The sequence below is a fragment of the Acinetobacter sp. YH12132 genome (assembly GCF_013418645.1).
In the GTDB taxonomy this organism is placed as follows: Bacteria; Pseudomonadota; Gammaproteobacteria; order Pseudomonadales; family Moraxellaceae; genus Acinetobacter; species Acinetobacter indicus.
The window spans coordinates 21,681-45,391 of sequence record NZ_VPBR01000017.1 but is presented as its reverse complement, the minus strand read 5'-3'; the positions used below and the strand labels follow the sequence as shown (position 1 = coordinate 45,391).

The 23,711-nt window shown below is 33.2% G+C and carries 21 protein-coding genes; 11 read left to right on the top strand and 10 right to left on the bottom strand.

Annotation, left to right across the window (positions count from 1 at the left end):
* Positions 1-385: hypothetical protein (locus FTU67_RS12695; protein WP_180061848.1), on the bottom strand; the 385-nt coding region annotated here is incomplete at its 3' end.
* A 182-nt stretch (positions 386-567) separates the two neighbouring features.
* Positions 568-867, bottom strand: a complete 300-nt coding sequence (locus FTU67_RS12690; protein ID WP_180061847.1) for a hypothetical protein — start codon at positions 865-867, stop codon at positions 568-570.
* Positions 868-943: 76 nt separating this feature from the next.
* Between FTU67_RS12690 and FTU67_RS12685 the strand changes: the two genes are divergently transcribed.
* Positions 944-1,798: a hypothetical protein gene (locus FTU67_RS12685; RefSeq protein ID WP_180061846.1), complete on the top strand. Its 855-nt coding sequence runs from the start codon at positions 944-946 to the stop codon at positions 1,796-1,798.
* Between the two features lie 102 nt (positions 1,799-1,900).
* Here the strand turns inward: FTU67_RS12685 and FTU67_RS12680 are convergent, their stop codons facing one another.
* The 6 genes from FTU67_RS12680 to FTU67_RS12655 all read right to left on the bottom strand — a co-directional run bounded on the left by FTU67_RS12680 (position 1,901) and on the right by FTU67_RS12655 (position 11,935).
* Positions 1,901-2,803 carry a phosphoadenosine phosphosulfate reductase family protein gene (locus FTU67_RS12680; protein WP_180061845.1) on the bottom strand — a complete coding sequence of 301 codons (903 nt, stop codon included), beginning with the start codon at positions 2,801-2,803 and terminating at the stop codon, positions 1,901-1,903.
* Positions 2,804-2,941: 138 nt separating this feature from the next.
* Positions 2,942-4,396 (bottom strand): hypothetical protein, encoded by a 1,455-nt coding sequence (locus tag FTU67_RS12675; RefSeq protein ID WP_180061844.1) that lies wholly within the window; start codon positions 4,394-4,396, stop codon positions 2,942-2,944.
* A 132-nt stretch (positions 4,397-4,528) separates the two neighbouring features.
* The gene (locus FTU67_RS12670) at positions 4,529-4,879 is read right to left on the bottom strand and encodes a hypothetical protein (protein WP_180061843.1); all 351 of its coding nucleotides are present in this window, start codon (positions 4,877-4,879) and stop codon (positions 4,529-4,531) included.
* Positions 4,880-4,884: 5 nt separating this feature from the next.
* The gene (mobF, locus tag FTU67_RS12665) at positions 4,885-10,065 is read right to left on the bottom strand and encodes a MobF family relaxase (RefSeq protein WP_180061842.1); all 5,181 of its coding nucleotides are present in this window, start codon (positions 10,063-10,065) and stop codon (positions 4,885-4,887) included.
* 17 nt (positions 10,066-10,082) lie between these two features.
* Positions 10,083-11,720, bottom strand: a complete 1,638-nt coding sequence (locus FTU67_RS12660) for a type IV secretion system DNA-binding domain-containing protein (RefSeq protein ID WP_180061841.1) — start codon at positions 11,718-11,720, stop codon at positions 10,083-10,085.
* Between the two features lie 23 nt (positions 11,721-11,743).
* Positions 11,744-11,935 (bottom strand): hypothetical protein, encoded by a 192-nt coding sequence (locus FTU67_RS12655; RefSeq protein WP_180061840.1) that lies wholly within the window; start codon positions 11,933-11,935, stop codon positions 11,744-11,746.
* Positions 11,936-12,567: 632 nt separating this feature from the next.
* Here FTU67_RS12655 and FTU67_RS12650 point away from each other — a divergent pair.
* The 4 genes from FTU67_RS12650 to FTU67_RS12635 all read left to right on the top strand — a co-directional run bounded on the left by FTU67_RS12650 (position 12,568) and on the right by FTU67_RS12635 (position 15,620).
* Positions 12,568-12,987, top strand: coding sequence for a hypothetical protein (locus FTU67_RS12650; RefSeq protein WP_180061839.1), 420 nt, complete (start codon positions 12,568-12,570; stop codon positions 12,985-12,987).
* A gap of 30 nt (positions 12,988-13,017) precedes the next feature.
* On the top strand, positions 13,018-13,794 hold the full coding sequence (locus tag FTU67_RS12645) for a hypothetical protein (RefSeq protein ID WP_180061838.1): 777 nt from the start codon (positions 13,018-13,020) through the stop codon (positions 13,792-13,794).
* A 70-nt stretch (positions 13,795-13,864) separates the two neighbouring features.
* Positions 13,865-14,452, top strand: coding sequence for a hypothetical protein (locus FTU67_RS12640; protein ID WP_180061837.1), 588 nt, complete (start codon positions 13,865-13,867; stop codon positions 14,450-14,452).
* Between the two features lie 655 nt (positions 14,453-15,107).
* Complete coding sequence (locus FTU67_RS12635) at positions 15,108-15,620, top strand: hypothetical protein (RefSeq protein WP_180061836.1); 513 nt, start codon at positions 15,108-15,110, stop codon at positions 15,618-15,620.
* Positions 15,621-16,018: 398 nt separating this feature from the next.
* Here FTU67_RS12635 and FTU67_RS12630 read toward each other — a convergent pair whose 3' ends face one another.
* Complete coding sequence (locus tag FTU67_RS12630; protein ID WP_180061835.1) at positions 16,019-16,465, bottom strand: hypothetical protein; 447 nt, start codon at positions 16,463-16,465, stop codon at positions 16,019-16,021.
* 20 nt (positions 16,466-16,485) lie between these two features.
* On the bottom strand, positions 16,486-17,631 hold the full coding sequence (locus FTU67_RS12625) for a replication initiation protein (protein ID WP_180061834.1): 1,146 nt from the start codon (positions 17,629-17,631) through the stop codon (positions 16,486-16,488).
* Positions 17,632-18,769: 1,138 nt separating this feature from the next.
* On the opposite strand from FTU67_RS12625, the gene FTU67_RS12620 reads away from it, so the two are divergent.
* From FTU67_RS12620 to FTU67_RS12595, 6 genes are all read left to right on the top strand, one after another.
* Complete coding sequence (locus tag FTU67_RS12620) at positions 18,770-19,060, top strand: hypothetical protein (RefSeq protein ID WP_180061833.1); 291 nt, start codon at positions 18,770-18,772, stop codon at positions 19,058-19,060.
* 1 nt (position 19,061) lies between these two features.
* A complete protein-coding gene (locus FTU67_RS12615; protein ID WP_180061832.1) occupies positions 19,062-19,529 on the top strand; it encodes a hypothetical protein in 468 nt (155 codons plus the stop codon).
* A 67-nt stretch (positions 19,530-19,596) separates the two neighbouring features.
* The gene (locus FTU67_RS12610) at positions 19,597-20,319 is read left to right on the top strand and encodes a lytic transglycosylase domain-containing protein (protein ID WP_180061831.1); all 723 of its coding nucleotides are present in this window, start codon (positions 19,597-19,599) and stop codon (positions 20,317-20,319) included.
* A 62-nt stretch (positions 20,320-20,381) separates the two neighbouring features.
* Complete coding sequence (locus FTU67_RS12605) at positions 20,382-20,696, top strand: TrbC/VirB2 family protein (RefSeq protein ID WP_180061830.1); 315 nt, start codon at positions 20,382-20,384, stop codon at positions 20,694-20,696.
* 91 nt (positions 20,697-20,787) lie between these two features.
* On the top strand, positions 20,788-21,093 hold the full coding sequence (locus FTU67_RS12600) for a type IV secretion system protein VirB3 (protein WP_180061829.1): 306 nt from the start codon (positions 20,788-20,790) through the stop codon (positions 21,091-21,093).
* 19 nt (positions 21,094-21,112) lie between these two features.
* Complete coding sequence (locus FTU67_RS12595; protein WP_180061828.1) at positions 21,113-23,671, top strand: VirB4 family type IV secretion/conjugal transfer ATPase; 2,559 nt, start codon at positions 21,113-21,115, stop codon at positions 23,669-23,671.
* The last annotated feature ends 40 nt before the right edge of the window (positions 23,672-23,711 follow it).

Sequence of the window (23,711 nt, the reverse complement as noted above, 5' to 3'; positions counted from 1 at the left end):
ACCATGCCATAGCGTTATAAACGCTTGTATGTGCTTCATGGTTTTCATCATTGGAATAAAGGGCTTCTGCGATTTCATCTTGACTAAATCCATCTAGGGATTTCCAATGAGCCATCATTTCCGGCACTGATTCATGCCCGAACTCTTGAGCATCTTCTTTCAAGGCATCAAGGATTACTTCTCGATTATCCTGTGAAAATTTGATCGTATCTTCATAATAAATAAATCCCGATGCACCTCCATCAATACCATAATTTGAAACGTCCGGTGCATTTTCAGTGAATGCTTCAATACCGCCCATTTGCTCGATAACAGCTTCATTTAACTTTTTGTTAGATGAATACTCATTTAAAAATGAATCTTGCATTGCGTCTAAATCTTTCATATTTCTGATCTCAACTTATTGGATTAACTTTAGAAAAATCATAACTTATGTTTAGCAAAACAATTAAAATAAAATTATCTAAACTATTATGTTATGGACTTAATTATATTAAAAACGTGATTATATTTCCATATAATTTAATCTATTTTATGTAACAAAAAAAAGACTGCAATTGCAGTCTTTTATTGGTTTTCTCTACTTATTTTTTTATCTCTGACTACTTTAGCTCTTTCATTTGCCTGTTGAACATGAGCCAATAAATCCAATTGATTACACTTAATGGATTTCTTTTTATCACTAAAATAACTTATAAAATAATCACTTGGTAAATTATGCTTTTCCATAATCGCCTTACCCTCACTGATCAACTTATCCATTTCTTTATCTTTGATTTCAGATAGTTTTTCATCTATTAGAGATTTCAAAAAGACAATATCTGAATTATCAGAAATATTATCAATTATACTTACTAATCTTTCCATTGTTACACCTTTATGGTTGTGTTTTGACTGTTATACGATTATATTACAGATTATATATTAAGCAATAGGAATTATTATGTTGGATATTAACAACAAAACAAAGCACATTGTATGCTTTTCAGGGGGTGAAAGCTCTAGCATTGTTGGTCTTGAAGTTGCGAAGCAATATGGAACAGAAAATTTAATACTCCTAAACCATGACATAAGCACTTTGGTTGAATCCGAAGAAATTAAAAAATACAAAGAAAATGTAGCTAAAAGCATTGGCAAAGAAATTACCTATGCAAATTATGAGGATCAAAAAGTATCTAATATTCCTGATCAATTTGAATTATCAGTAAAGCTCAATGGATTCAAATTTGGTAAAAATCCTCCCCTATGTACCACTTTTTTGAAAACAACTCCATTTCATAATTGGTTAGAAAATTTTGTTCCTGATCGAAATTGCATTATCTATTATGGATTTGATGAAAATGAAGTAGCACGTATTCAAAGGCGTTCATCAATATTAGCTGAAAAAGGTTATCAATCTGATTATCCACTAGCATTATGGCAATTTAAAAAAGATTATAATCGAACTTTTTTTAAAACGTCTGACGTTGGTATTCAAAAGCCAAGTCAATACTCCCATAGAAAACATGCAAATTGCGTTGGTTGCATTAAAGGTGGGCGTGTATCTTGGTATGTGACTTATGTAATGGATAAAGAAATATTCGACAAGGCTAAATGGGCTGAAAAAAGAATTGGATATTCTATTGATAAAGAATATTTCTTATATGAACTTGAGCCGATCTTTGCACAGCTACATGCGATTGGATTTGAAGCTACTGAGCATCAGAACGGCAAGTCCTTTTGGTCTAAAGCTAAAAAACATGGGATTCATTTAATTCATAGTAATGATGATGAAAAACCTTGTGAATGTATCTTTTAAAAAAAAGACTGCAATTGCAGTCCTTTTTTTTGGCTTGGGATCGGTGAATATGAACCGGGTGACTGAGCGAAGCGAAGTATCCCTGTTCATATTTCTGATAATCTATTCACATAAACCGTATGCAGAAACACATGAACTTGTATCTGCAATTGCGCCAATTAAATCATACTGCTGACCGCCAAACGATGTTTTTGACCACTCTGCCAATTCAATAATTCCATGTCCACGATAATCAGAAGTTAGTAGTGTTGCTGACTGTTTTTTTGAAGCTAGGCTAACAAGGCTTTCCCACTCCCGAACTCTCTCTATTTCCTCCGGATAACGTCTGCTGATTTCTGCTAACTCGTCTTTTGTCGTATTAATACAAGGCATACAACCAACTCGATTCATACCTTGCATATATAATGGGTTTGGTTTCACACCCATATCGAAATGAGCATCAAAAACGGATTTAACGCTCCATTTAAGAATAGGTCTATAATTAAATAGTCCATCACAGACTTGATCGCACTCGTTCAAATAGCGTCTAGCCAATGATTCTTCTCGTCTTACTCCTTGCCATGAAATAACCATGTCGCCCTGATCTAGTAATGGATAGTAAAGCTGTTGTTGGGGAACAATTTTTAATTCTTTAGTACAAAATTGTTTTTTTCTTGATGGGAATAATCCTTTCCATAAACATAAATCAAGGAACGGTACACCTGTTGGCACTAACACTGATAAAGCATTTTCAATAATTGATTCCGGTACACCTTGTTTTCTCCAAGTGACCATTACATATTCACGCTTTCTCGCAATTTCACGGCTAAAATCCGCTTTAACTCTCTTTATATTTAAATTTAATTTTTGCTCTAAATAGAATAAGTAGTCATAAGTTTCTTGATGTTCATGCCCTGTATCTGCAAAAACCGGTGTTAAATTTTCAACTTCTAAAGCAATAGCTAATAGAAGTGTTGCTGTTGAATCCTTACCGCCTGAAACACTAACTATATTTTGAGTAGCCATATTAATTCCTGAATTATGTATGGACGTAAATTTATTTATTATTCATTATTTATCAATTGATTGACATTATCAACAACTATTATGTTTTTCTAAAAAAAGACTGCAATTGCAGTCTTTTTTTTATTATGTACCTGATTATTAGTCTAGCTCCATTCCTTTGCTTTCCTGTTTAACTTCCTTTCCCATTTCTAAACCATCATTGATTTTAATGCTTCTTGATTCAGCATAGCTCTGTAAAAAATCAACTTCCTGTTTTGAAAAATCATCTTTATTGAAAGTTAAACTTTGCTCTCCATCTTGCCGGCTGAATGAAATTGTGCGGTCATCCATACCATCACTGAATACATTTAATTCACCTTTAAGATCATTATTTTTTTCATAATGTTGGAAAGTGTCTAAAGCTATGCTTAAACTTTTCTCTACTACTCGCTGTTCTTCTCCATTTAATTCAAAATTAGCAGAATATAGATTATCTTTATTGAATCCTAAACCATCATTAACGGCATTAAATATATCTTTTTCAGGATTAGTAGAATTACTATCTATTTCTCTTTCCCCGAACTTATCATCTGAATAAACCATATTTTCAGAATCTTGATTCAAAAATACTAAAACTGAATCGCTCTTATTGCTGATCTCAATAGTAATGTTTTCTTCATCAACTGTCACTTTAGCTGAATAATCATTCTTATTAGCAAAATCTTCAATTTTATCTGCTAAATCTAGGTTTTCATCACTTGGACGCAATGGCATTAATTCCGTTTGTATTTCATCTATTGCACTTACAAATTCATGGCTTGCTGTTGTTCCTGCATACCATGCCATAGCGTTATATACACTTGTATGTGCTTCATGGTTTTCATCATTGGAATAAAGGGCTTCTGCAATTTCATTTTCGCTGAATCCCTTTAGGTCTGTCCATTTCCCCATCATTTCCGGCACTGATTCATACCATCCACTATTATCAACCGTTTCTTTCATAGCATCTAAGATTAACTCACGATTATCTTGAGCAAATTTAAGCGTATCTTCATGGTAGGTAAAACCGGTAAAACCTCCATCAATTCCATTATTAGCGATTTCCGGTGCATTTTCAGCGAATGCCTTAAAACCGCCCATTTGTTCGATTACAGCTTTATTCAGTTTTTCATTAGATGAATAGTTGCTCAAAAATATGTTTTGCTGTTCTTCTAATTTAGAATCAATTACCAATTCCTGACCATCATGCACAAAACTTATTAATTGGTCGTCTTTAACTTCAATTGAAAAAGTTTCCCCTTTAAGTAGATTTTCATCAGAACTATTATTCACTAAACCTGTTAGCGTTTCTGATAGATCATTACTTGCGTAAATTTTATAATCGCCTTTATCGTCCTGATATAAAATTGCATATTCAGTTTCGATCTGATCTATATCTTGAATATTAACAATAGATTCTATTGTACCTGTAAACTGAAAGTCCTTAACTCCGGCTTTAATAAAATCCGGTGTCAATTCTTCGGGAATAAATGGTTCAACCATAGGAATATTTTGTTCATTTCTATATTCCGGATTATCTAATTCTAAGCTATTTAAAATATCTTTATTGCTCATAAAATCACTCTCAAGTTTATGGATTAGTTAATTATATTAGTTTATTTATTATCCATCCAATTATTTTTAACATTTAAGTGTAACAATAAAAAAAGACTGCAATTGCAGTCTTTTTTATTATATACCTGATTATTAATCTAGCTCCATCCCTCTGCTTTCCTGTTTAACTTCCTGCTTGGCTTCAATCCCTAGTGACTTAGAATCAATATCTTTAAGTGTAGCCTTAATATCTTTTATTATATCATAAGCATCATTCATTGCTTCTTTCATATCTTTTGATTTAGACACGTCATAAGACTTTAAGTGATTACCTTTGTTGGAAATATCAATGCTTTCATTTGAGAAGTCAATAAACAATGTTTCTTTATCGCCTTTTAGATAGTAGCCTTGATTTCCTCCATCCGATGTAACTGAGGAACAATTTTTCTGACTTGAAATAGTATTTTCAACCATATTCATTGTTGCTTTAGATGATGCCGGCATATTAATTACTCCAATTCCATTCCTTTATCTTTACCTTTTTCATTATTGATAGCAATTTCCATTTTATCTAGCACATATTCAATGCCTTGATTTTTTTCAGTACCGAACAATTCTAGGTATTTATTTGGATTATCACTCATAATCGCCTGATCACGCTCTGCTTTTACTGAATCTGAAATAATTGATACCTGATTACCATCAATTGAAATTGAAGCACTCTTATCACTATCGGTTCTAGTTTCGCTTTCAAAAGGTAAAGGTGAATATCCTTTGTTTATATCAATAGTAAAATGTGCTTCTTCTGCACTGAATGTCATATTAATTTTAGATACCATATCATTAGCATCTAAACTTTCGATCTTTTCTACAATAGCATTAATATTTTCTGCTTGGGTTTCTGATCCGTATTTCTCAGCATATTGTTTAAGGTCTGAAATTGAATTAACTTCAACCTCTCCATACTTACTTAAACCATGCTCTGCGAACTCCAATACTCCATCCGGATTAATGCCAAGTTTTGTTTCTTGGTAATTAAGTATTGGGTTATTACCACTAACAGTCCATTCACCTGCCTGATTAACAGTTGCTTGAAATTCGTCACCATATTCACTATATGCTTTAATAGTGATATAGCTATTTTCAATATCATCGGCATTATTCAACTTATATTCAGATACTTGGATTCCTAAATCATCCTCAATATAACCAACGACTTGACTTGACATTTCGACCATGCCTTTAGAATCATGTGCTTCATAGTCATATATATCAACGGCTCTAAGATCAATACCTGATTCCTGATCATTCATACTCATATCCTGCTTCATTGATAAATGTGCTGAATATTCCTGCACCACTTCTGCGATAACCATGTTTTCTAGGTCTTTAGCAATTTCCGGATTAGAAATATCTAATTTAGAAATATCTCCCCCATTTGATTTAACTAAATCAGAAATATTTTTCCAATTTTCTTGAACAAAAATAATTGACTGATCCTGATCTTTCCCTGCCAAGTGTTCTTGAACAAGATCATTAACATTTTCATTAATGCCTTTCTCAGCCATTTCAATAAATTTATCTACTCCCCCAAGTTTATTGATTACATTTTCTGCAAGCTCCTGATTAGACACATAGTTATCTAATATTTCTGCTTTGATCTCATTATTTGACTTAACCACGTTCTGCTCCAATTGAAGTTTTGAATAGTCTATTGCATAGATAAAATCCTCTACTGCTTTATCTATACTTTGATTACCATTATCTGCTATCGGTAAATTATTTTTCCCAAAATGGCTAACTTGCCATTTTCCATCCTCTTTAGCACTCTTGGTTAAAGCAACCATGCCTGTTGAAGTTTCAGCAAACAATCCATCAACTTTATTTTCGTTAAAGTCTTTAATTAGTATTTGCTCTAATTTAGTTACTTCATCAGCTAGACTTGATGCAAAGTCCATTAACTCTGCACCTTTAATATTTTCATTACTGACTTTTGAATGATTAAATTTGATTTGCTCAAATACACTTAATCTTTCTTTATCTTCATTAATGTAATCTTTAAACTGCACCTCAATTCCTTTATTTCCATTATAATTGTCTAATATTATGCCATTATCATTGTTATTTTTTCCACTATTATCATTTTCATATTTGTATCCATAATCCATTAATTCAATAGCATTATGTTTTGTTGCACTTCTTGAAATAGCTTCCGGCATAGATTCAATACTATCTGTATAAACAAAAGCATTATGTCTTGCACGACTGATCCCAACATAAAATGTTTCTTGAGAAGTTGTTTGGCTCTTAGTGTTTAAATCAACAATAACATTATCATACGTTAAACCTTGTGAAGCATGTACTGTCATTGCATAAGCATAATCTAAATGATGTTTTTTGCTTAAATCAATTTCTAAAAGTTTATTATCAGAATCCTTAGCAATAGCAATACCTGTATCTTTAGAAACACTTTCAATTGTCAATAGGTCGCCTGTTTTAAAGTCATCATAGGATTTAGTCACACGTACCTTATCCCCTGCTGAAAGCTCTATTTTTGATTCTTCAAAAATCCCTGCCTGTAATCCACTTGGACTGACAAATAATTTTGTTCCATCTGACTTTTCAAGCTCAACTTTATTTTGTTTAACATTTCTTCCTGTGATTTTATAGGTTTCTCCACTTTCAATTTTTCTTCTTTTATCTGACTTGCCAAAAATCACATAATCACCGGCATAGAATGAAGTGGCATAATCTGATTCTGCTTTACTTGTATCTCGCTGTGATAGCTTGGTGTACTCAATACCTTTACCTAAAGTTCCGATCTGCTCTCTGATTAGACTATTAATGTTCTGTCTATCATCATTCGTACCTGAAACAATTAGCGTTTTTTCTTTATCTTCATCACTGAGCGACAAATATTTTTCTACCAAAACTTTATGTCTATCATCTTTATTTTGAATTTCAGATAAATTTTCCAGATTATCTAAAGCATCATCAAAATTACCTTGAACACTTGAAACAACGGCTTTTCTGAGTACCTGATTTTTCTGACGCTGAATATCAGCCATTTTTGTTGTTTCCATACCATTTTTTTGTAGCAACTCAAAAGGTGTTCCGGCTTCTACTGCTTTGGTCTGTGCTGTATCCCCAAGTAATACTAATTGACAGCCAATCTTTTCACGTATCTCTAATATATCTTTCATTTGCTTGCTATTGATTACACCTGATTCATCAATAACAATTACAGAATTTTCATTTAGATTATCTTGAATTTCTTTAGATACTAGAAATTTAGCTACTGTATTCGCTTCTAGTCCATCATTTACAAGGTTTTTAACTTGGGCTGAATATGGTGCAAATAAAACCATTTCCTTGCCCTTATCTTCGATTAATTCCTTAGTCCTTGAGATCATAAAAGACTTACCTGTACCGGCATATCCTTGAATACCTAAAACGGCATTATCACTTGACAATACCATCAATGCACATGCTTTTTGTTCATCATTTAAAGTGGTTTTATCTAATTTTTCTTTGGCTTCTTCTTTGTTATAAGTAGCAATATAAGTTCCTTGTGAATCGGTCAATCTTTGGATTATTTCTTTATCTTCATCAATAGCTCTTTGAGTAGTATAAATATTCTCAGTTACTTCATATCCATTATCTTTTAAAATTTTATTGAAGTCTTTTTCATCTATATCTTCATATATTCCTAGAATATCTCTTACAGAATATTCGCTATATAAAACGCCTTTATTTTCATATCTAGCTTCTGTTTTCACAATTTGCTTATCTTCGACCATTTCTGACAAAATATTATCAATATCATCATAATCAATGATACCTAGTCCTTTTGACATGATAATTTCTTTCATGTCTTTTTCTCTGATTACATGATCTTTATCAGTTAAGTGTTTAACAACAAAATCTTTTAAATTTTCTGAATTATTAAAAAATAGTTCTTCATCCCCCTCGCCTGTTTCAAGTTTATTAATCTTTTCTTTCCACTGTTCCTTTAGACTTAGATCAACTTGATCCAAGTCTAAAATATCATCCAATGTTTCCTCTATTCTTCCTGTTGTGTCGCTTGGTACGCTATTTCCACTCCCTCGCAATCCAATAAGCTCATTGGCTCTTGACTGTTGAAGCTGTACTTCTTGGTCAATTGGCAATAACACATCACTTGGCTTGCTCCAAGTTGCCATAGGCTTGCCGGACAAAGTTCGCATACTGTCACTAATATCTTCTGTTCCGGCTGAATTAAATTGCCCGATAGCTGTGTAACTTCTTTGGATTCCAATATTTTTTTCTTGGTCAATCCAAACTTGGTCGTATAGCGTGTGACTGTTTCTATTTCCACTGTCTTGATCATTTTCATTGATTCGACTTTGGCTAACATTTCCTGCGTTGGTTCTACCGATCTCCGGTTGGTTGTTCGCTTCTTTTTCGGTGTTGTTTCCTGCTTTGGCTCTGATTCCGGCTTTGAAGTCTGCAAGTCCTGCGGTGAAGTCACTGATTCCTGCTCCTGTGGTGCTAAATCCACTGATTCCTGCTCCTGTGGTGCTAAATCCACTGATTCCTGCTCCTGTGGTGCTGAATCCACTAATTCCGGTACTAAGCTCTCGCTCTGTGGTTGTTTTTTCTTTGACATTTAAGTTCTCCGATTTTAAAAGTTGATCACCAAAATTAATTTGGATTTCTTGATTTGCATTAAAAGCATTTTCAAAAGTGTTCAATCCGATCTTTGGGGTTTTACTCCCCTGCCCGACTGACTGTTGTTTAATTTGATTTTTAAAACTGACTACGCCTACCTGATCTGCTACTTGCTTCCATGTATGGCGTATCTGAACAATATCTTTCTCTACCTTTTTTTGTCGTGTATCTAAAGTTGCAGATTGCTTATCTGCGGTTGTAGCATTTTCTCGATTCAATCCTTTCGCTTCTAAGGCTTCATTCACTTCTTTAGATCGACTTGAAAATGCCTGAATCTGAGCATCATTTACGTGTGCCAACTCAAAACCATCTTTAGTAATTCTGAGTTTAAATCCCATTTCTTTTAATTCTTTCGCAAGATACGTTTGATACATTTTCGTGTACTCTTTCGTATTCTTGATAATTGAATCATTTTGCAATGCCCTGTACTCACCATCTTCACGTTGGGTTAGATTGATAATTACTGCATGGGTGTGTAGGTGTGGGTCTTGATTACGATTAGTTTCATGTCTAAACGTACCAATTGCTAACTTTCCGGTCTTTTCAATTACAGTTATGCCTTTAGTTTTTTTTCTAGTTTCAGCATTTGCTTCAATCTTTTCTAATGTTTTTTTAACTGCTAATTCATGCGCTTTCATTACATCAACATTTGAATTAACTAATGATTCAATACTGACTGATTTAGGTGCTGAAAATGTAAGGTCAATTGCTAATCGAGTATTAGCATCTTTCTTATTAAATTTATCTTGGCGCAACTGTTTTTTAAAATTACGTGGGTCTTTCCCTGCCATTAAATCAATAAAGTGTTCTTTTTTGACTTCGCCACTCAATCCTAGTTCCTCTGCAAGTTTGCCTTGCCATTGGCTAGGTTGATTTTCCTTTGAGTAATAATCATCCTTAGCATCCTTATAATAGCTATCTATATGTCCAATAGATTGACTTCCTGCGCTTGATCTAGTGATGATTGAATGGCTAATCATTTATTTACGCTCCCTTATTATGCAAAATCTTTTTCAAAATTTTGTAATGGCACGTACTGCTTATTAATTTCCGGATAATCTTTTGGAATTAATTTGGTACGTGTTATCGGATAATCACCGGCAAAGTTAATATAAATGTTTAAATCCGGTAGATTCATAATCTCACTTGCCAAAACTACATGCTCTGTTGCTTTAATAGTTTGTCTTGAACGTGAACTACTTTGACCACTACTGCTTGTCACTTGCTCTCTTAATACTTCCATTTCACCTAAAGCAGATGACATATAATTAGCTGTTTCATGGTCTGTACTTGATCCCCCTAAAACAAATAAATTACGGAAACAACTCATTAAAATAATAGATTCTGTTTCACCATAAATCTGCGTTAATTGCTTAACGGTTTGAAGTCCTGCAATAACTTTTAAGCCGTGTTTACGTCCTTTTTCTAGTCCATCACGCAAACTACTAATAGCATCCATAGAAGATAATTCATCTAATGAAACAAAAAGACTTCTAGTTTTACTTGGTGGCAACGACAAAATACCTGAAATAAAAATATCAGCAAAAGTAGTAATCAATGGCTTTAATGCGTCTTTCTGATCTTCTTTCCATGTAATATAAATATTCCCGATCTCAGATTCATCACTTAAAGCATCTAAAATACTAAAGTCACCATCAGGCATTAAATTGAATGCCGGTAAACGGTCTGATAATGTGAAACGTGCTGAACCTAGTGCTTTATCTGCGCCTTTAACGAACATAGCTTCTGCATCAGTGCCGGATAATAATTCTTTTAACTTATCTTCTTCTAATACTGTTGCCATGTATTGAACGTCTTTCATTGACGGTTTTTCATTATTGTTTTTAACGTATTTCATACACTCTTTTAATAATAATCGAGCATAACTATTCCACTTCTCGCTCTCCCCCTCAGAACGTGGAACAATAGAAAATGAAAAGCGATTATAATCAGCTTCATTTTTAATTTCGTTAAATAGATTCCATCCTTTTGTTCTGTCATCAAAAGGATTCAGTAGAATATCTTTTTTTGGGTCGGCAAATAATGAGTAAAGATCACCGTTTGGATCAATTGCAATAACACGGTCTAACTGCTTTTTATCCCCTTTAGCACTCAACTTTTTATAAAGTTCTTGACGTTCTTTAATGCAGTACATCATTTCTTTAATTGATACTGATTTACCTGTACCTGTCGAACCATTCATAAGAATATGCAATGCTTCAACCTTTCTAGGGATTGGTATTCCTGCAACTGTAAGCTGTTTATCGCTCTTGGTACTTTCTCTAGTTGCATTAATTAATGTTTCAGGTGAAACGATCTGTGTACCACGTAAATGCTTTTTATATTTCTCTCCTGTATATACATCAGGTCTAAATGCTTTCATAAAATAACCAATTGTGAAAACAATAATAGGTGGGATAATCAATGGAAATAATAATCTAATGTCATTTAATTGATACGTTTGCTGAAAAACATACCACAAATAAGCTCCTTTCTTTTCAATTTCAGGAATACCATGTAATACCTTAACAGCCACAATCCATGCACCAAAAGCGAAAAATAATGATGCAAAAATCATCATACCTATTCTTTCGCTTCTTCTACTCTCTGAATACTTCTTTTTTGCTTTAGCCATAATAATACCCTTTTAATCCAAATTTACTGGTCTGTTAATAAATCAATAATCTGATCTAGTTTATCAATTACCACGTTTTCTTTATCTGTAAAACTTTCACAAATAGCCGAACATGCTTGCGGTAAAGTTAATCCTTGCGTATTCGCCCATACCTGTATCTTTAAGGCTGTGTCATACGAAATATGGATTCTGACTTGCTTCTTATTAGTCGCCATTTGTACCTCCAAAACAACTTTAGTCATTCTGCACTATTTTTATATAATTATCAATTTACTGGCATTTACTGACAAAGTATTTATATCTATATGTTTATTATGTTTTTTTTATTGATTTACTGCCAACTACTGACAAGTTAAATAAACTGGATTTTTACACCATAATCTGACTGAAAGCCTTACGGAGTAAGGCTTTTGGTGGCATCCTGCTAAGGTGCGTATGGTGTGTGACAAAAAATGACTATTTTTTGTGTAAAAAGTCAGGCTGAAAGCCTGTACTTTGCCAAAATTCAATCTCTGATTGGATTTTAGAGCGTCATCAAAAAAAACTAAAATTTTCAATGCCTTGCTAGGCATTTAAAATTTTAGGTCTTGAATATTAGTTCAAATTTAAAGAATAAATCTTTCGATTTATTCTTGGTTAGCTTTTAGATAGCTTTTAGATAGCATATAGATAGCTTTTAGGTAGCTTTTGGATAGCTTTTATTTGGAAAAGTTAGACTTTAGATAGACTTTGGATAGCAATTGGTTAGACTTTAGATAGACTTTGGATAGCAAAATACCGAAAAAAGTATTTGACAAACAAAATCGGATTTTGTTAAAGTAGCAATCAATGAAAGGGTAGTGCGAATATGAAAAAGTTTACTGTTTTCCGTTCAAAATACCCACTTGTCAGTTCATTGTATAATCAAGGTTATACTCAAGCTGAAATAGTTGAAAAACTAAAACTTGAGCATAATTTGGATTTAACAGTAGGCACATTTAAAAATTATCTGCATCGTTTGAGGAAGTCAGATAATTTGCCGGTAAAGGCTGTTGATCCTGTTGATTCATCAGGAATTGAAAATAACGTGGGTGAACATAATCAAGATGATAATGTTAAAAATGAAGTTAAAGAATTTATCAATTCTCACTTAAATGAATCAGATTCAGATAATGATTCAGATAATAATGAATTGGAAGATGAAAGCCATAAACCTAAATCACAAAGGAATTTATCATTCCGTGATAGAGGTCAAATGTTTATCCATGAATTAATGAGTAAACCATAATTTTTTTAGATCAAAACATAAGGTGCGAAAATGAAAATTGCTGTATTAAATTTCTCAGGTAATGTAGGTAAATCGACTATTTCTCGTTATTTACTTCAACGTCACATGCAGACTGAGGTTTTTTCTGTTGAATCCATTAATAAATCACTATTCAGTGATACCGAAGTTACAAAACTGAAAGCTAAACAGTTTTCAGCTTTGCAAGAAGCAATGCTTTTAAACGATTCTTTAATTGTTGATATTGGTTCTTCTAATATCGAAGAACTGTTGGTTCAAATGACTTCTTATAGTGGTTCTCAGCACGATTTTGACTATTTCTTAATCCCGACTATCCCAATGGATAAACAGATTGTTGATACTCTGAATACTATTGGTACTTTAATGCAAGAATTTGACATTGAAGCTAAACGCATTAAAGTTGTTTTCAACCAAGTTAAAAATGCAGATGATATTGATTTCGATTTTGAAAAAATCATTTCTCTTTTCCAAAAAATGAAATTGAAAAATAATACTGCAACATTATTTTTCACAGACTACTACAATAAAGTAGATACACTGGTAAATGACATTACCTACAAAAACAAATTTAAGTCTAAATTGCTTGATATGGATTTCATGGCTGAAAGTGTTGATCTGTTCCAAACTGAATTAACTGAGGTTCGTAATCAATATAAAGCTGAAACAGATACGGCTAAAAAAGAAAAATTGCACAATAGCATGAAAGAAATTGCTCAATTGATTCAATTATCTCGTCTTGCTGTTACTGTAAGACAAAATGTGGATGATGCTTACCAAGTATTGTTTTAATAATTAAACTAAGTAGGTATATAATCAAATATACCTACTTTTTTTATTCCATCTTCCTGAGTAATCCAAAATGAATGTTGAAGAAAAAAATCCGATCTCTGAAAAAAATAATGTTGATTCAAAAATTGACGTTAAAAAAGAAGATACTGAATTACAAGCTCATATTTCTGTGGTACGTCAAGCTATTGAGGAAATGAAAAAAAATCCGGCTTATATTCGTGAAGCATTTTTTATTAGCTTACTCGAAGCCTATGATGCAGTAGATGAAACATTTAAAAAGCGTACTATCGCCTTAAACTTAAAACTTCTTAATCTACAAAAAGTTTGTCAAAAACTTGAGAATTTAGACAAAACTGTTGAAAACAGACTGCTTGAATCAACTCATAATAAACTTGATTTGGTTTTAACTGAGTTTGATAAAAATTTAGAACGTCTTTCTGATCCACTTACAAACATCAGCCAAAACACAAAAAATGTTGGGGTGTCTTTAAGCAAGCTGAATAAGCAATTGGTACATAATCTCGAAGAAAATAATTCTTTAAATATTGAGATTAAAAATAATGTTGCTAAGGTCGCTAGTGTTGCTAAACTTGTTCCGATTTTAATAATTTCAAATTTCCTGTTGATCGTTTTTTTATTGTTCGATAAATTTTTTTAGTCTATAGGGTGCTGTCGTGATATTCATTAGTTTGTTGTTGGCGTAGTGCAAACAATGGTCGGGGCTTTAATACTTTTCCCATTTCTGTTATTCCTCCATCATAAAAGAAAAGGGGCGTTTAACTGATCTCTCGATAACAAATATTGAGGTGTACTATTAAAATTTCTGAAAGCCATAAAATTTTTTATTTTAATAAAAAATTTAAAGTAGATAACAAAATATCTATTCATACCTTGATCAACCATCAAGTGAAAATTTACGATAGTTTCTTGAATGATAAGCATACTGCTTACAAGGTTATTAATACTCACTATCATCGTTTAGATCGCAATAAATTTATCAAGCGTCTTGAATGGTTAGTTACCAATGGGGCAACAAGAGAACTTAAAAAAGCATCTGCTAGAATGCTCCGTAAACTTCAAAACTGAACTGCTTTTATTTTTTGATTAGCGAAGTCTATCTAAAAATAAAAGCAGTAATTATTCTTTTAAGCTCTGATCCAATCGGGGCTTTTTTTTGATTTGTGGTATCCGACTGCATATTCTTGTCCAAATGGACACTTAATGGTGCATTGTAGTGGACATAGATTCTTCTTTTAATTAGACACTCTTTGTATCTAAAATGAAATTTAAAAGAGAAAAGGAAAATGATTAATATGAAAAAAACGGTTATTGCACTGAGTTGCTTAGGTATGCTTTTAATGAGCTGTTCCTCGCTTCTTAATCCAAGTATTCAGAACTCACTAAAAGAAGTGAGAACATCAAAATTCCTAAAAAATGAAGATAAAACAAAAACTATTGGTGGGATTGATGCAAATAGTAATGGTGTGCGTGATGATATTGAGGAATACATAAAGCTCAAATATGGGAATAACCCTGAATTTGTTAGCGTATATATGCAGTATGCAAAAGAATTACGAAGAAAGCTGACTTTAGCTAGTGAAGATCGTGAGGTCTATCGTAGAGCGTCACACGAAGTTAGTAGGAAAATGGTTTGTGCTTCGGAAATTGACTATAAAGTTGAGCCTGAAAAAATGTATCAGGACACAATGATCATATATGCCCTGTCGGTAAATACCAAGCAACGTAAGGCTGAAAGTAATCGCATTAGCTCGTTGGTGAGTGGCATGGTATTCACATTGCCAACTGAGGAACACTGCAAAAATTAACGAATACGTTGATTAAAGTATCCAAGTTAAAAGAGAATGGGTATCCAAGTACCTATTGATTTTGCAATCCGACTGCCAACACTGAACACTATCAGAAAAAATCCTGGTTAGTGAGCCTGTCGAACTATCCAAGTATTTTTTCCTGATAGTGCTAGAACGCTCTCATTTCGCCTATATGACGTTTTTAAAAAATCCTTAGATTAGTTTAACGCTGTTACCTTGCTAGGTCACAGCAAGCCAATGTCTGCTGACATTGGCGGTTTAATTTCTTTTTTTGATCTTGCTGAATATTTTTTTTGTTGGTCGGGTAGGGGGTTCTGATCCTGTCCGGATTTTTTAATTTCGATCCTGCATTGAAATAAAAAAGCCTACTTTCTAAAGTAGGCTTTTGGAATTAATCATCGTTTTAGTTTCTTGGCAAGCTCTGCGAGTATAGCTCGTCTTTCATCACCTAAAACCGGATTATTAAAGGTATCAGGTATTTCGATTTTTCCGTACTTGGCAATGTTGCTGACATAAGGTTTTGTACCTCCTGAAAAAAACCGCTTCATAATCGCTTCAACTCCGGCTTTACCACGTACTGAAACAATATAATCTAAGGTCTGCTGATCCCTTTCATTTTCAATGATTATGTCATTAAAGGTATAACCAATAGCTTTCAAGCTAAGATCGGGCATAGAGATACCGGCATACTTAAAAACATTAGATAAGTAAGGCTTAGTATTTCCCATTTTATGCAAAATCTTTTCAATCTCGTATGGGCTTTTTTGAGTGAGAAGATAATCATATAGTTTCTGATCTCTGTCACTTTCAATCAAAATCTTGCTTAATACTGAATCATTCATAATCGCACCTATAATGAATACTAAAACGGCAATTCGTCAGAATTTTCAGGATTTTCTTTGGATTTTTTTGCCTTTTCTTCCTGCTGTTTAATAATTAGTTTTTCAATCCTTTTATTTGTATATCCGCACTGAACTAAAAAAGGATAGAACTCTAGTAGCCTTAAATTATCTGTTAATTCAACTGTAATTCGATGATAAAACTCACTGACTGATTCTTTCGGCTGTTTAAAATGTTTTTCAAAACTTTCAAGCTGTAAAAGTTTAGGTGTGAATTTCGCTACTTGCTTTTCACTGAATAATCTTTTCATGTTTAGTGTTGGGTCATGGACTGCTTTAAGTGTTCCATCTAAACCATCAAAAGATGATACTAATGTGTAGCCTGTAATCTTGCATGATTCTTCGGATATTGGCACTGATTGAACTGTTAAACTTGTATTGCTGTTAATAGATTCAATAGCCGGTGTAATTTTTCGTCTGATTAAATCAGCTTTGGTTGAAGTGAAGTCAGAAAAAATTTCCCTGAATTTTTCAATACTTACATTAATAACAGTATCACCACTTATATTTTTTTTACCTATGTAGCGTTTACTGCAAATAAACTCGAATAACTGTCCTGCTATTGGTTTTCCTGCTAGTGCAACTAGACTTTCAAACCACAACCAAGTGTACTTGTCCATCCGCTTCAAATAAGCGATTAATGGTTTTGGAAAGCCAAAAGTTACTACTGCATCCTCAGATTTTATATAAGCAAATAATCCGGATTTAACCGGCTCACCTGTTTCAAGATCAAGATACTGATATGAGTTAGAACGTAACCTTTCACAAGCATCAAATAAACTTCGATAGGCATAACCTGAGCTTGTGCTTCGTGAAATTCTCCATAAAGCATTGAACTCTTTTATTCCAATACTGAACTCTGTATTGGCATCATAATCATAACCTTGCTTATTGAAATAATCAGCCATAATGAAAGCAGTCGTGATAATCCTAAAATCATCCGGTGTTAAATTTTGAACTTTCAGTGCTTCAAGATCATTGATAAAGAAATTGTTTTTCCGGATCGTCTGCACATCTTCATAAACTAAATCTAATTTATAACTTGATTTATACACTGTCACTTTACGCTCTAACTTATCAGGTTTAACTTCAATGATACTGTCTGACATTTTCGCACCCATAAAAAATTATAATTATATTAATATACCTATTAATAAGGATTATATAATAGTACATCAATATAGGTGTGGCAAGTTTTAAAAAAACTGCCACACCTCGATTAGTGCTACAACTCTATATCTTTATGATTATAAATATATGTTTTTAAAGAATATTCTTCTTACTAATTTTGCCATACCTATAAATAAAAAAAACTTTTCCGACTAAAAAATGAGCAAAGAAATTGTAGTCATATAATAAAAAAAGTGTAATTTTATGCCAATTGGTAAACAATGTTTTGAAGCCTTGATTACTTATAAACTTTTTTTATAATTCAATCGTTTAAGGCATCCAAAATTTATAATAATTATGATCATACTGTTTTTTTTATGCTCAAAATGTCTAATTTTATTCCTGCTGAATTAAATCGCCTATTTTTTTCACTTACCTGTGGATAAGTCACTATTTTTAGGCTTTTTTTTGAAGTTTCTTCTTACTAATCTGCCATAGGTTTCTTACTAATCTGCCATACCTTTCTTACTAATCTGCCATACCTTTCTTACTAATCTGCCATACCTTTCTTACTAATCTGCCATAGGTTTCTTACTAATCTGCCATACAAACGTAATTTTGACATTGATTTTAAAGGAGAAATCTAGCGCAATATTAATATTAAACAAGCAAAAGCAATAATTGTAATTTTAATGTTTTTAAGTTCGTGCATCTTTGTTGATAACTTTTCTGAATCAAATTGCATCTACTTTAAACACTAAGCCTTGCTAGGCTTAGTGATTTAATTAAATTTTTTTTTTGCTTTTTTGTTTAACCACTTATCAATTTTTGTCCATGAGTTAAATTGAAGCTAGTGATCTATCTAAATATGGTATAACTTTTTATTAATAAAGATAATAAATTGTTATACATTAAACAAAAATAATAATGCAGATTTTCTTAATACATCACTCTTTTGATTACAAAATAATTCACTTTGTATCTTGCCTAAGTATGCAGACTTTTATATGCTCACTTAAACAAAATCAGAAAATGTCAAACAAAAGGGGGAAATGAAAAATAAATTCTTCATTTGATCTTAACAAGTCGTTTATTGATTCAAAATTGAAGCATCACCTTGATACCGGATGCTCAACAATGAACTTACAAGAAATCAAGCTACTTGATCAAACGACACAGTATGACGTTGTTATTCGTCAGATTGCATCGGACAAGGGCAAAACTTCCGGTTGGACGTTAGAATTGATACTGTGCGCTGATAAGCGTGTATTTGAAGCAACGACAGCGAGGGGCAACGTCAGAATTTTCAAGACGTTAGAAACTGCGCTCACATACGCATTGGATGCGTGTAAAAACAGAAAGTCACTGAGCTTGATTTATCACTCTCAAAAACTTTCAATTTCAACCATAGAAGAAAATGAGGTATAGCATGACTATAAAATCTTCTTTAAAACTAGCTTTAAAGGCAAGCGGTGCTTGTTTAGCTTTAACTCTTTCATCACAAGCCTTTGCATCAGATTTTGGCTGTAAAGCATTGTTATGTTTTGCCGGTGGTAAAGGCGTTTCTGAATGCCAACCAACAATTAAAAAAGTAATTCGTGATATGGCGAAAGGAAAGGGCTTTCCGCATTGTTCACTTGTCGGTGGTGGTAGCAGTAGTAGCGGTGCTATCGGTCTTGGTGAAAGTGGTACTACTAAAAATCTGACTGATTCCATGATCACTGTTAAGCGATACACTGAAACACAGCGTAGAGGTGGCATGTGTAAAGATGGTGAAACTCAAGCTAGACGTATTTTCAATAGCTACTATGTCTGTCCGACCATAGAAATCAATATTCCTCCTGAATACTCAGCAGACGAAAAACATCAAAAGCAAATTTATAATTATCAATTGTAATTTGTTAGCCATAAAAAAGGGCTAATGAATTTTTAGTCCTTTTTAAAAAAAATATATAGGTGCGAAAATGATTGATCTAATACAAGCGTGTGCTTCAAACACACCTGTACCGGTAGCGCAAGCTATCATCAGAACTGAAAGTAGGTTTAATCCACATGCTATCGGTGTTAATTATGGTGGTAAACAAATTAAACAGCCAAAAAGCTATGCCGAAGCCGTATTAAAAGCAAAACAGTTAATCAGTAGTGGTCACAATATTGATCTAGGATTGGCTCAAATTAATAGCTCAAATTTAAAGTGGCTTGGTCTTTCCATAGAGCAAGTTTTACAGCCATGTAATAATCTTAAAGCTATGCAATTCATTTTATATGATTGCTATAAGCGTTCCGGTGAATCCGGTCTAGGAACTAAAATGCAACGTGCATTTAGTTGTTATAATACCGGCAATCATAAGAAAGGATTTAATAATAACTATGTAAACAAGGTTAGTGCCAATTATAATCGTTATATTGGTCAAAATGGTTCAATTTATAAAGCAACTTATAATTTAAGTGATAATCAAAATGCTATAAAACCATTACCGAACAATAGTGCTGAATTGGCAAATTATGCCAATTCTATTAACGGTGAATATAATCAAAATAATATCAAAAATGGTATTGCTTTTGATTCAGAATTGAGCAACAATAAGCCTGTGATTGAAAGGGCTGTTGTTGCATCAGATAATCGCATTAATAATAATTTATCAGATGCTTTCTCTAGTCCTAAAAAAGATGCTTTCTCGTTTTAAGTTATAAACAAAAGCCTTTTTAAACTAAACTAAACTAAACCAAACTATATAGGTGCTTAGATATGACTAAAGCTAATACGCTCCAAGTTGAAAAAAACAGCTTCCTTAATGCAAAATTTGCTTTCACTTGCCTGTTGGCAATTTTTGCTGTAACCATGCCTGAATTGGCAATGGCGGGTCTTGCAAAAGCGAATGCCGGTGCTAACTCTTTCATGGCACAGATTCAGCCGATTATCCGTATCTGTGCGATTATTACCGTTATTTTCTGTGGTCTTGCATACATGAATGAGTGGGTTGATAACCGCAAGTTATTCAAAATCTGTGCCGGTGTGGTTATTACTGCATCTGCAACTGAATTAGTTACCCTGCTTTGGTAATAATATCGTAAGTGTTATTAAAAAAAGGGGGTAATGTATCCCCTTTTTTTATATAATAAATTTATTAATGTTCAAGATAATGGGGTGGTAAATGGTTTTTCCACTGTTTAAAGCGTGTACTCGACCTCCTATGTTAATGGGTGTTCCAATTCGTGCATTAGTGTTTGTAGCCGGTTTTATTCTTTTATTGGCTATTTCTTTCAGCTTTTTCTTTTTACTTTTAGTACCAATCGCAATTCTGATTATGCGTGAAATTACTAAACGTGATGATAAGCAATTTAATTTAATTGCTGTTTGGTTTAAAACCAAAATGCGTTATCCATCTTCTTTAAAAAGAATTTGGAATGCTACTAGCTATTCTCCATCAACTAATTCTTTAAAAGAATTAGATAAATAATAAGTCCATAGGTGCGATTATGACAACTTTCAAAAAAGCAGAACTTTCGGTTTCTGAGCGTTCAATCTCTGAACGTATCCCTTATAGTCACCATGTTCGTGATAATATTATTGTTACGAAAACAGGTGAATATTTAACTACACTTAAATTGGTTGGTCGTACCTTTTTAGGTGAATCTCCTGAAACAGTCGCTCGTTGGGTGTATGAGCTAAATACTGCATTAAAAGGCTGTATGACTGAAAACTTTGCGATTTGGACGCATTTAGATCGCCACAAAATTAGTGAATTTCCTGAAAAACAATATAATAATTATTTCAGTGAATATTTTGACAAAAATTATAGTCAATTATTTAAAGCAGATAATCTCCTTGCTAATACAATTTACATTACTTTCATTTTTCGCCCACAAGTCGGACAAGGCGTTAAAATTGGCAAAGTAAATAAAATGTCAGAACGTGATCGTATTGAATTGCAGAATAGCTACATTGAACAATTAGAAAATGTTAGCTCTTTAATGTTTGATCTGTTGAAAGCTAAAAAATATCAGCCAACGTATCTAGGCACATACACTTTAGAAAACTCTGTTGAGTTTGTAAGTGATGAAGATAAAGAAGTGGTTTATTGTTCTCAGCTTGAATTTTTAAACTACTTGCTGACAAGAGATAAAAGCCGTGTTCCGGTACGCAATAATCGTATCTCAGATTACATCGGTAATCACCGTATCCTTTTCTCTCCACAAGGCGAGTTTGGTGAAATTCGTTTAAGTAATGGCGACAAGCAATTTTTCGCAATGCTTGATGTTAAAGATTATCCGGAAGCTACCGGATCAGGACACTTGAATGCCTTAATGAAGTCTGATTTTGAATTTATGCTTAGTCAGTCTTTTGTTTTTATCTCTAAGCGTGATTCTAAGGCGTTTTTAAAGCAACAATTAAAATTCCTTAAAGATGCTAAGGATATGGCATTTAGTCAAATGGAAGAATTAATTGAAGCTCAAGATGATCTTGATTCAGGTCGTTTCTTAATGGGTCATCATTATCTTTCGCTTCAAATTTTTGGCGATTCTATTAAACAGGCACAAGCCGGACTAAATAGCGCATACAACATTTTAACCGATCTGCAATTTGTCTTAACTCGTTGTGATATGTCGCTTGAGGGTGCATTTTTTAGCATGTTGCCATGCAATACAAAATATATTCCTCGTCCAAGTCCGATTACAACATTTAACTTTTTATGCTTTAACTCGTTCCATAACTACGCTACCGGCAAGCCGGTGAATAATCCTTGGGGTTCGGCAATTATGCCACTTAAAACCACATCGGGTTCACCAATGTATTTTAATTTCCATAGCACACCAATTCACGAAAATAGTCTTGGTAAAAAAGCATTAGGTAATACTGCTTGTTTTGGTCAGTCGGGTGCAGGTAAAACCGTTCTACTTGGCGCAACGATTAATCATCTAAATGACGTTGCTAAAAATGCCGGTCAATTTATCTTTGATAAGGATCAGGGCATGAGCGTTTACGTCCAGGCGGTAAATGGTCGTTATTTCACGGTTAAACAAGGTCAATCTACCGGTTGGAATCCACTTCAAGTTGAAGATAAAGGATTTATTAAAGACTTTATTAAATCTTTGGTTGGATCGGATGGGATCGGTTGGAATCATTATGATGATCAAGAGGTCACAACGGCAATTGATTTGCTATTCAAACATGAAAAATCAGATCGCAACTTGTCTTATTTCACGCAAGGTTTACGCACAGTAATTCATACCGATTCTGATAATGAACGTCCAACTATGAGCAGTCGCTTACAAAAATGGATACGTGGTGCTGAATACGGTTATCTGTTTGACAATGATAATGATCTTCTCGATCTATCTACATGCCGTGTATATGGATTTGATGTTGGTGAATATATTGAAAATGATGTAATTCGTGAGCCGATTATGTCTTATCTATTATATCGCTCAAGAGAAATGCTAAACGGACAGCCTTTTGTTTATGTCTTTGATGAATTTTGGTCAATGCTTCAAGCGGAAGTTTTCCAAAAATTGATTAAGGATGAATTAAAAACGATTCGTAAAAAGAACGGTTTTTGTTTCTTCTTAACTCAAGAACCAAACGATGTTTTATCGCATCCACTTGCGCCTACATTGGTTACTCAGCTTGCAACTTTAATTCTGCTTGAAAATGATAAGGCAACTGCCGAACATTATATTGAGGGTCTAAAACTCACACATGCTGAATTTGATTTGGTTAAGTCCATCCCTGAAAGTTCTCGCCAATTTGTCATTAAGCAAGCGACACAAACTGCCGTTGCTAAACTTGAATTAAAAGGCGGTGAGGCATTTACCAACATTATTAATGTATTATCAGGTACTCCGGATAATGCACGTTTGGTAGATAAAATTAAGCAAAAAATAGGAGAAGAAAAAATACAGAAAATTTTAGAATCTGAATTATCTTCTGAGGAAGATAAGAACAAAGTCCGGAATATGTCTTGGCAAAATGTCAAGATTGATAGCCGTGAGTGGTTGCCGATCTATTGGCAAACATTAAATGAAGCAGATATTTAATCTGCTTCTTTATCCAAAAAAAAACTTATTCAGGTGAATT

Excerpts from the sequence above, each read along its gene's own strand:
- FTU67_RS12690 (WP_180061847.1), bottom strand. The coding sequence starts at position 867 with ATGGAAAGATTAGTAAGTATAATTGATAATATTTCTGATAATTCAGAT.
- FTU67_RS12685 (WP_180061846.1), top strand. The coding sequence starts at position 944 with ATGTTGGATATTAACAACAAAACAAAGCACATTGTATGCTTTTCAGGG.
- FTU67_RS12680 (WP_180061845.1), bottom strand. The coding sequence starts at position 2,803 with ATGGCTACTCAAAATATAGTTAGTGTTTCAGGCGGTAAGGATTCAACA.
- FTU67_RS12675 (WP_180061844.1), bottom strand. The coding sequence starts at position 4,396 with ATGAGCAATAAAGATATTTTAAATAGCTTAGAATTAGATAATCCGGAA.
- FTU67_RS12670 (WP_180061843.1), bottom strand. The coding sequence starts at position 4,879 with ATGCCGGCATCATCTAAAGCAACAATGAATATGGTTGAAAATACTATT.
- mobF (WP_180061842.1), bottom strand. The coding sequence starts at position 10,065 with ATGATTAGCCATTCAATCATCACTAGATCAAGCGCAGGAAGTCAATCT.
- FTU67_RS12660 (WP_180061841.1), bottom strand. The coding sequence starts at position 11,720 with ATGGCTAAAGCAAAAAAGAAGTATTCAGAGAGTAGAAGAAGCGAAAGA.
- FTU67_RS12655 (WP_180061840.1), bottom strand. The coding sequence starts at position 11,935 with ATGGCGACTAATAAGAAGCAAGTCAGAATCCATATTTCGTATGACACA.
- FTU67_RS12650 (WP_180061839.1), top strand. The coding sequence starts at position 12,568 with ATGAAAAAGTTTACTGTTTTCCGTTCAAAATACCCACTTGTCAGTTCA.
- FTU67_RS12645 (WP_180061838.1), top strand. The coding sequence starts at position 13,018 with ATGAAAATTGCTGTATTAAATTTCTCAGGTAATGTAGGTAAATCGACT.
- FTU67_RS12640 (WP_180061837.1), top strand. The coding sequence starts at position 13,865 with ATGAATGTTGAAGAAAAAAATCCGATCTCTGAAAAAAATAATGTTGAT.
- FTU67_RS12635 (WP_180061836.1), top strand. The coding sequence starts at position 15,108 with ATGAAAAAAACGGTTATTGCACTGAGTTGCTTAGGTATGCTTTTAATG.
- FTU67_RS12630 (WP_180061835.1), bottom strand. The coding sequence starts at position 16,465 with ATGAATGATTCAGTATTAAGCAAGATTTTGATTGAAAGTGACAGAGAT.
- FTU67_RS12625 (WP_180061834.1), bottom strand. The coding sequence starts at position 17,631 with ATGTCAGACAGTATCATTGAAGTTAAACCTGATAAGTTAGAGCGTAAA.
- FTU67_RS12620 (WP_180061833.1), top strand. The coding sequence starts at position 18,770 with ATGAACTTACAAGAAATCAAGCTACTTGATCAAACGACACAGTATGAC.
- FTU67_RS12615 (WP_180061832.1), top strand. The coding sequence starts at position 19,062 with ATGACTATAAAATCTTCTTTAAAACTAGCTTTAAAGGCAAGCGGTGCT.
- FTU67_RS12610 (WP_180061831.1), top strand. The coding sequence starts at position 19,597 with ATGATTGATCTAATACAAGCGTGTGCTTCAAACACACCTGTACCGGTA.
- FTU67_RS12605 (WP_180061830.1), top strand. The coding sequence starts at position 20,382 with ATGACTAAAGCTAATACGCTCCAAGTTGAAAAAAACAGCTTCCTTAAT.
- FTU67_RS12600 (WP_180061829.1), top strand. The coding sequence starts at position 20,788 with ATGGTTTTTCCACTGTTTAAAGCGTGTACTCGACCTCCTATGTTAATG.
- FTU67_RS12595 (WP_180061828.1), top strand. The coding sequence starts at position 21,113 with ATGACAACTTTCAAAAAAGCAGAACTTTCGGTTTCTGAGCGTTCAATC.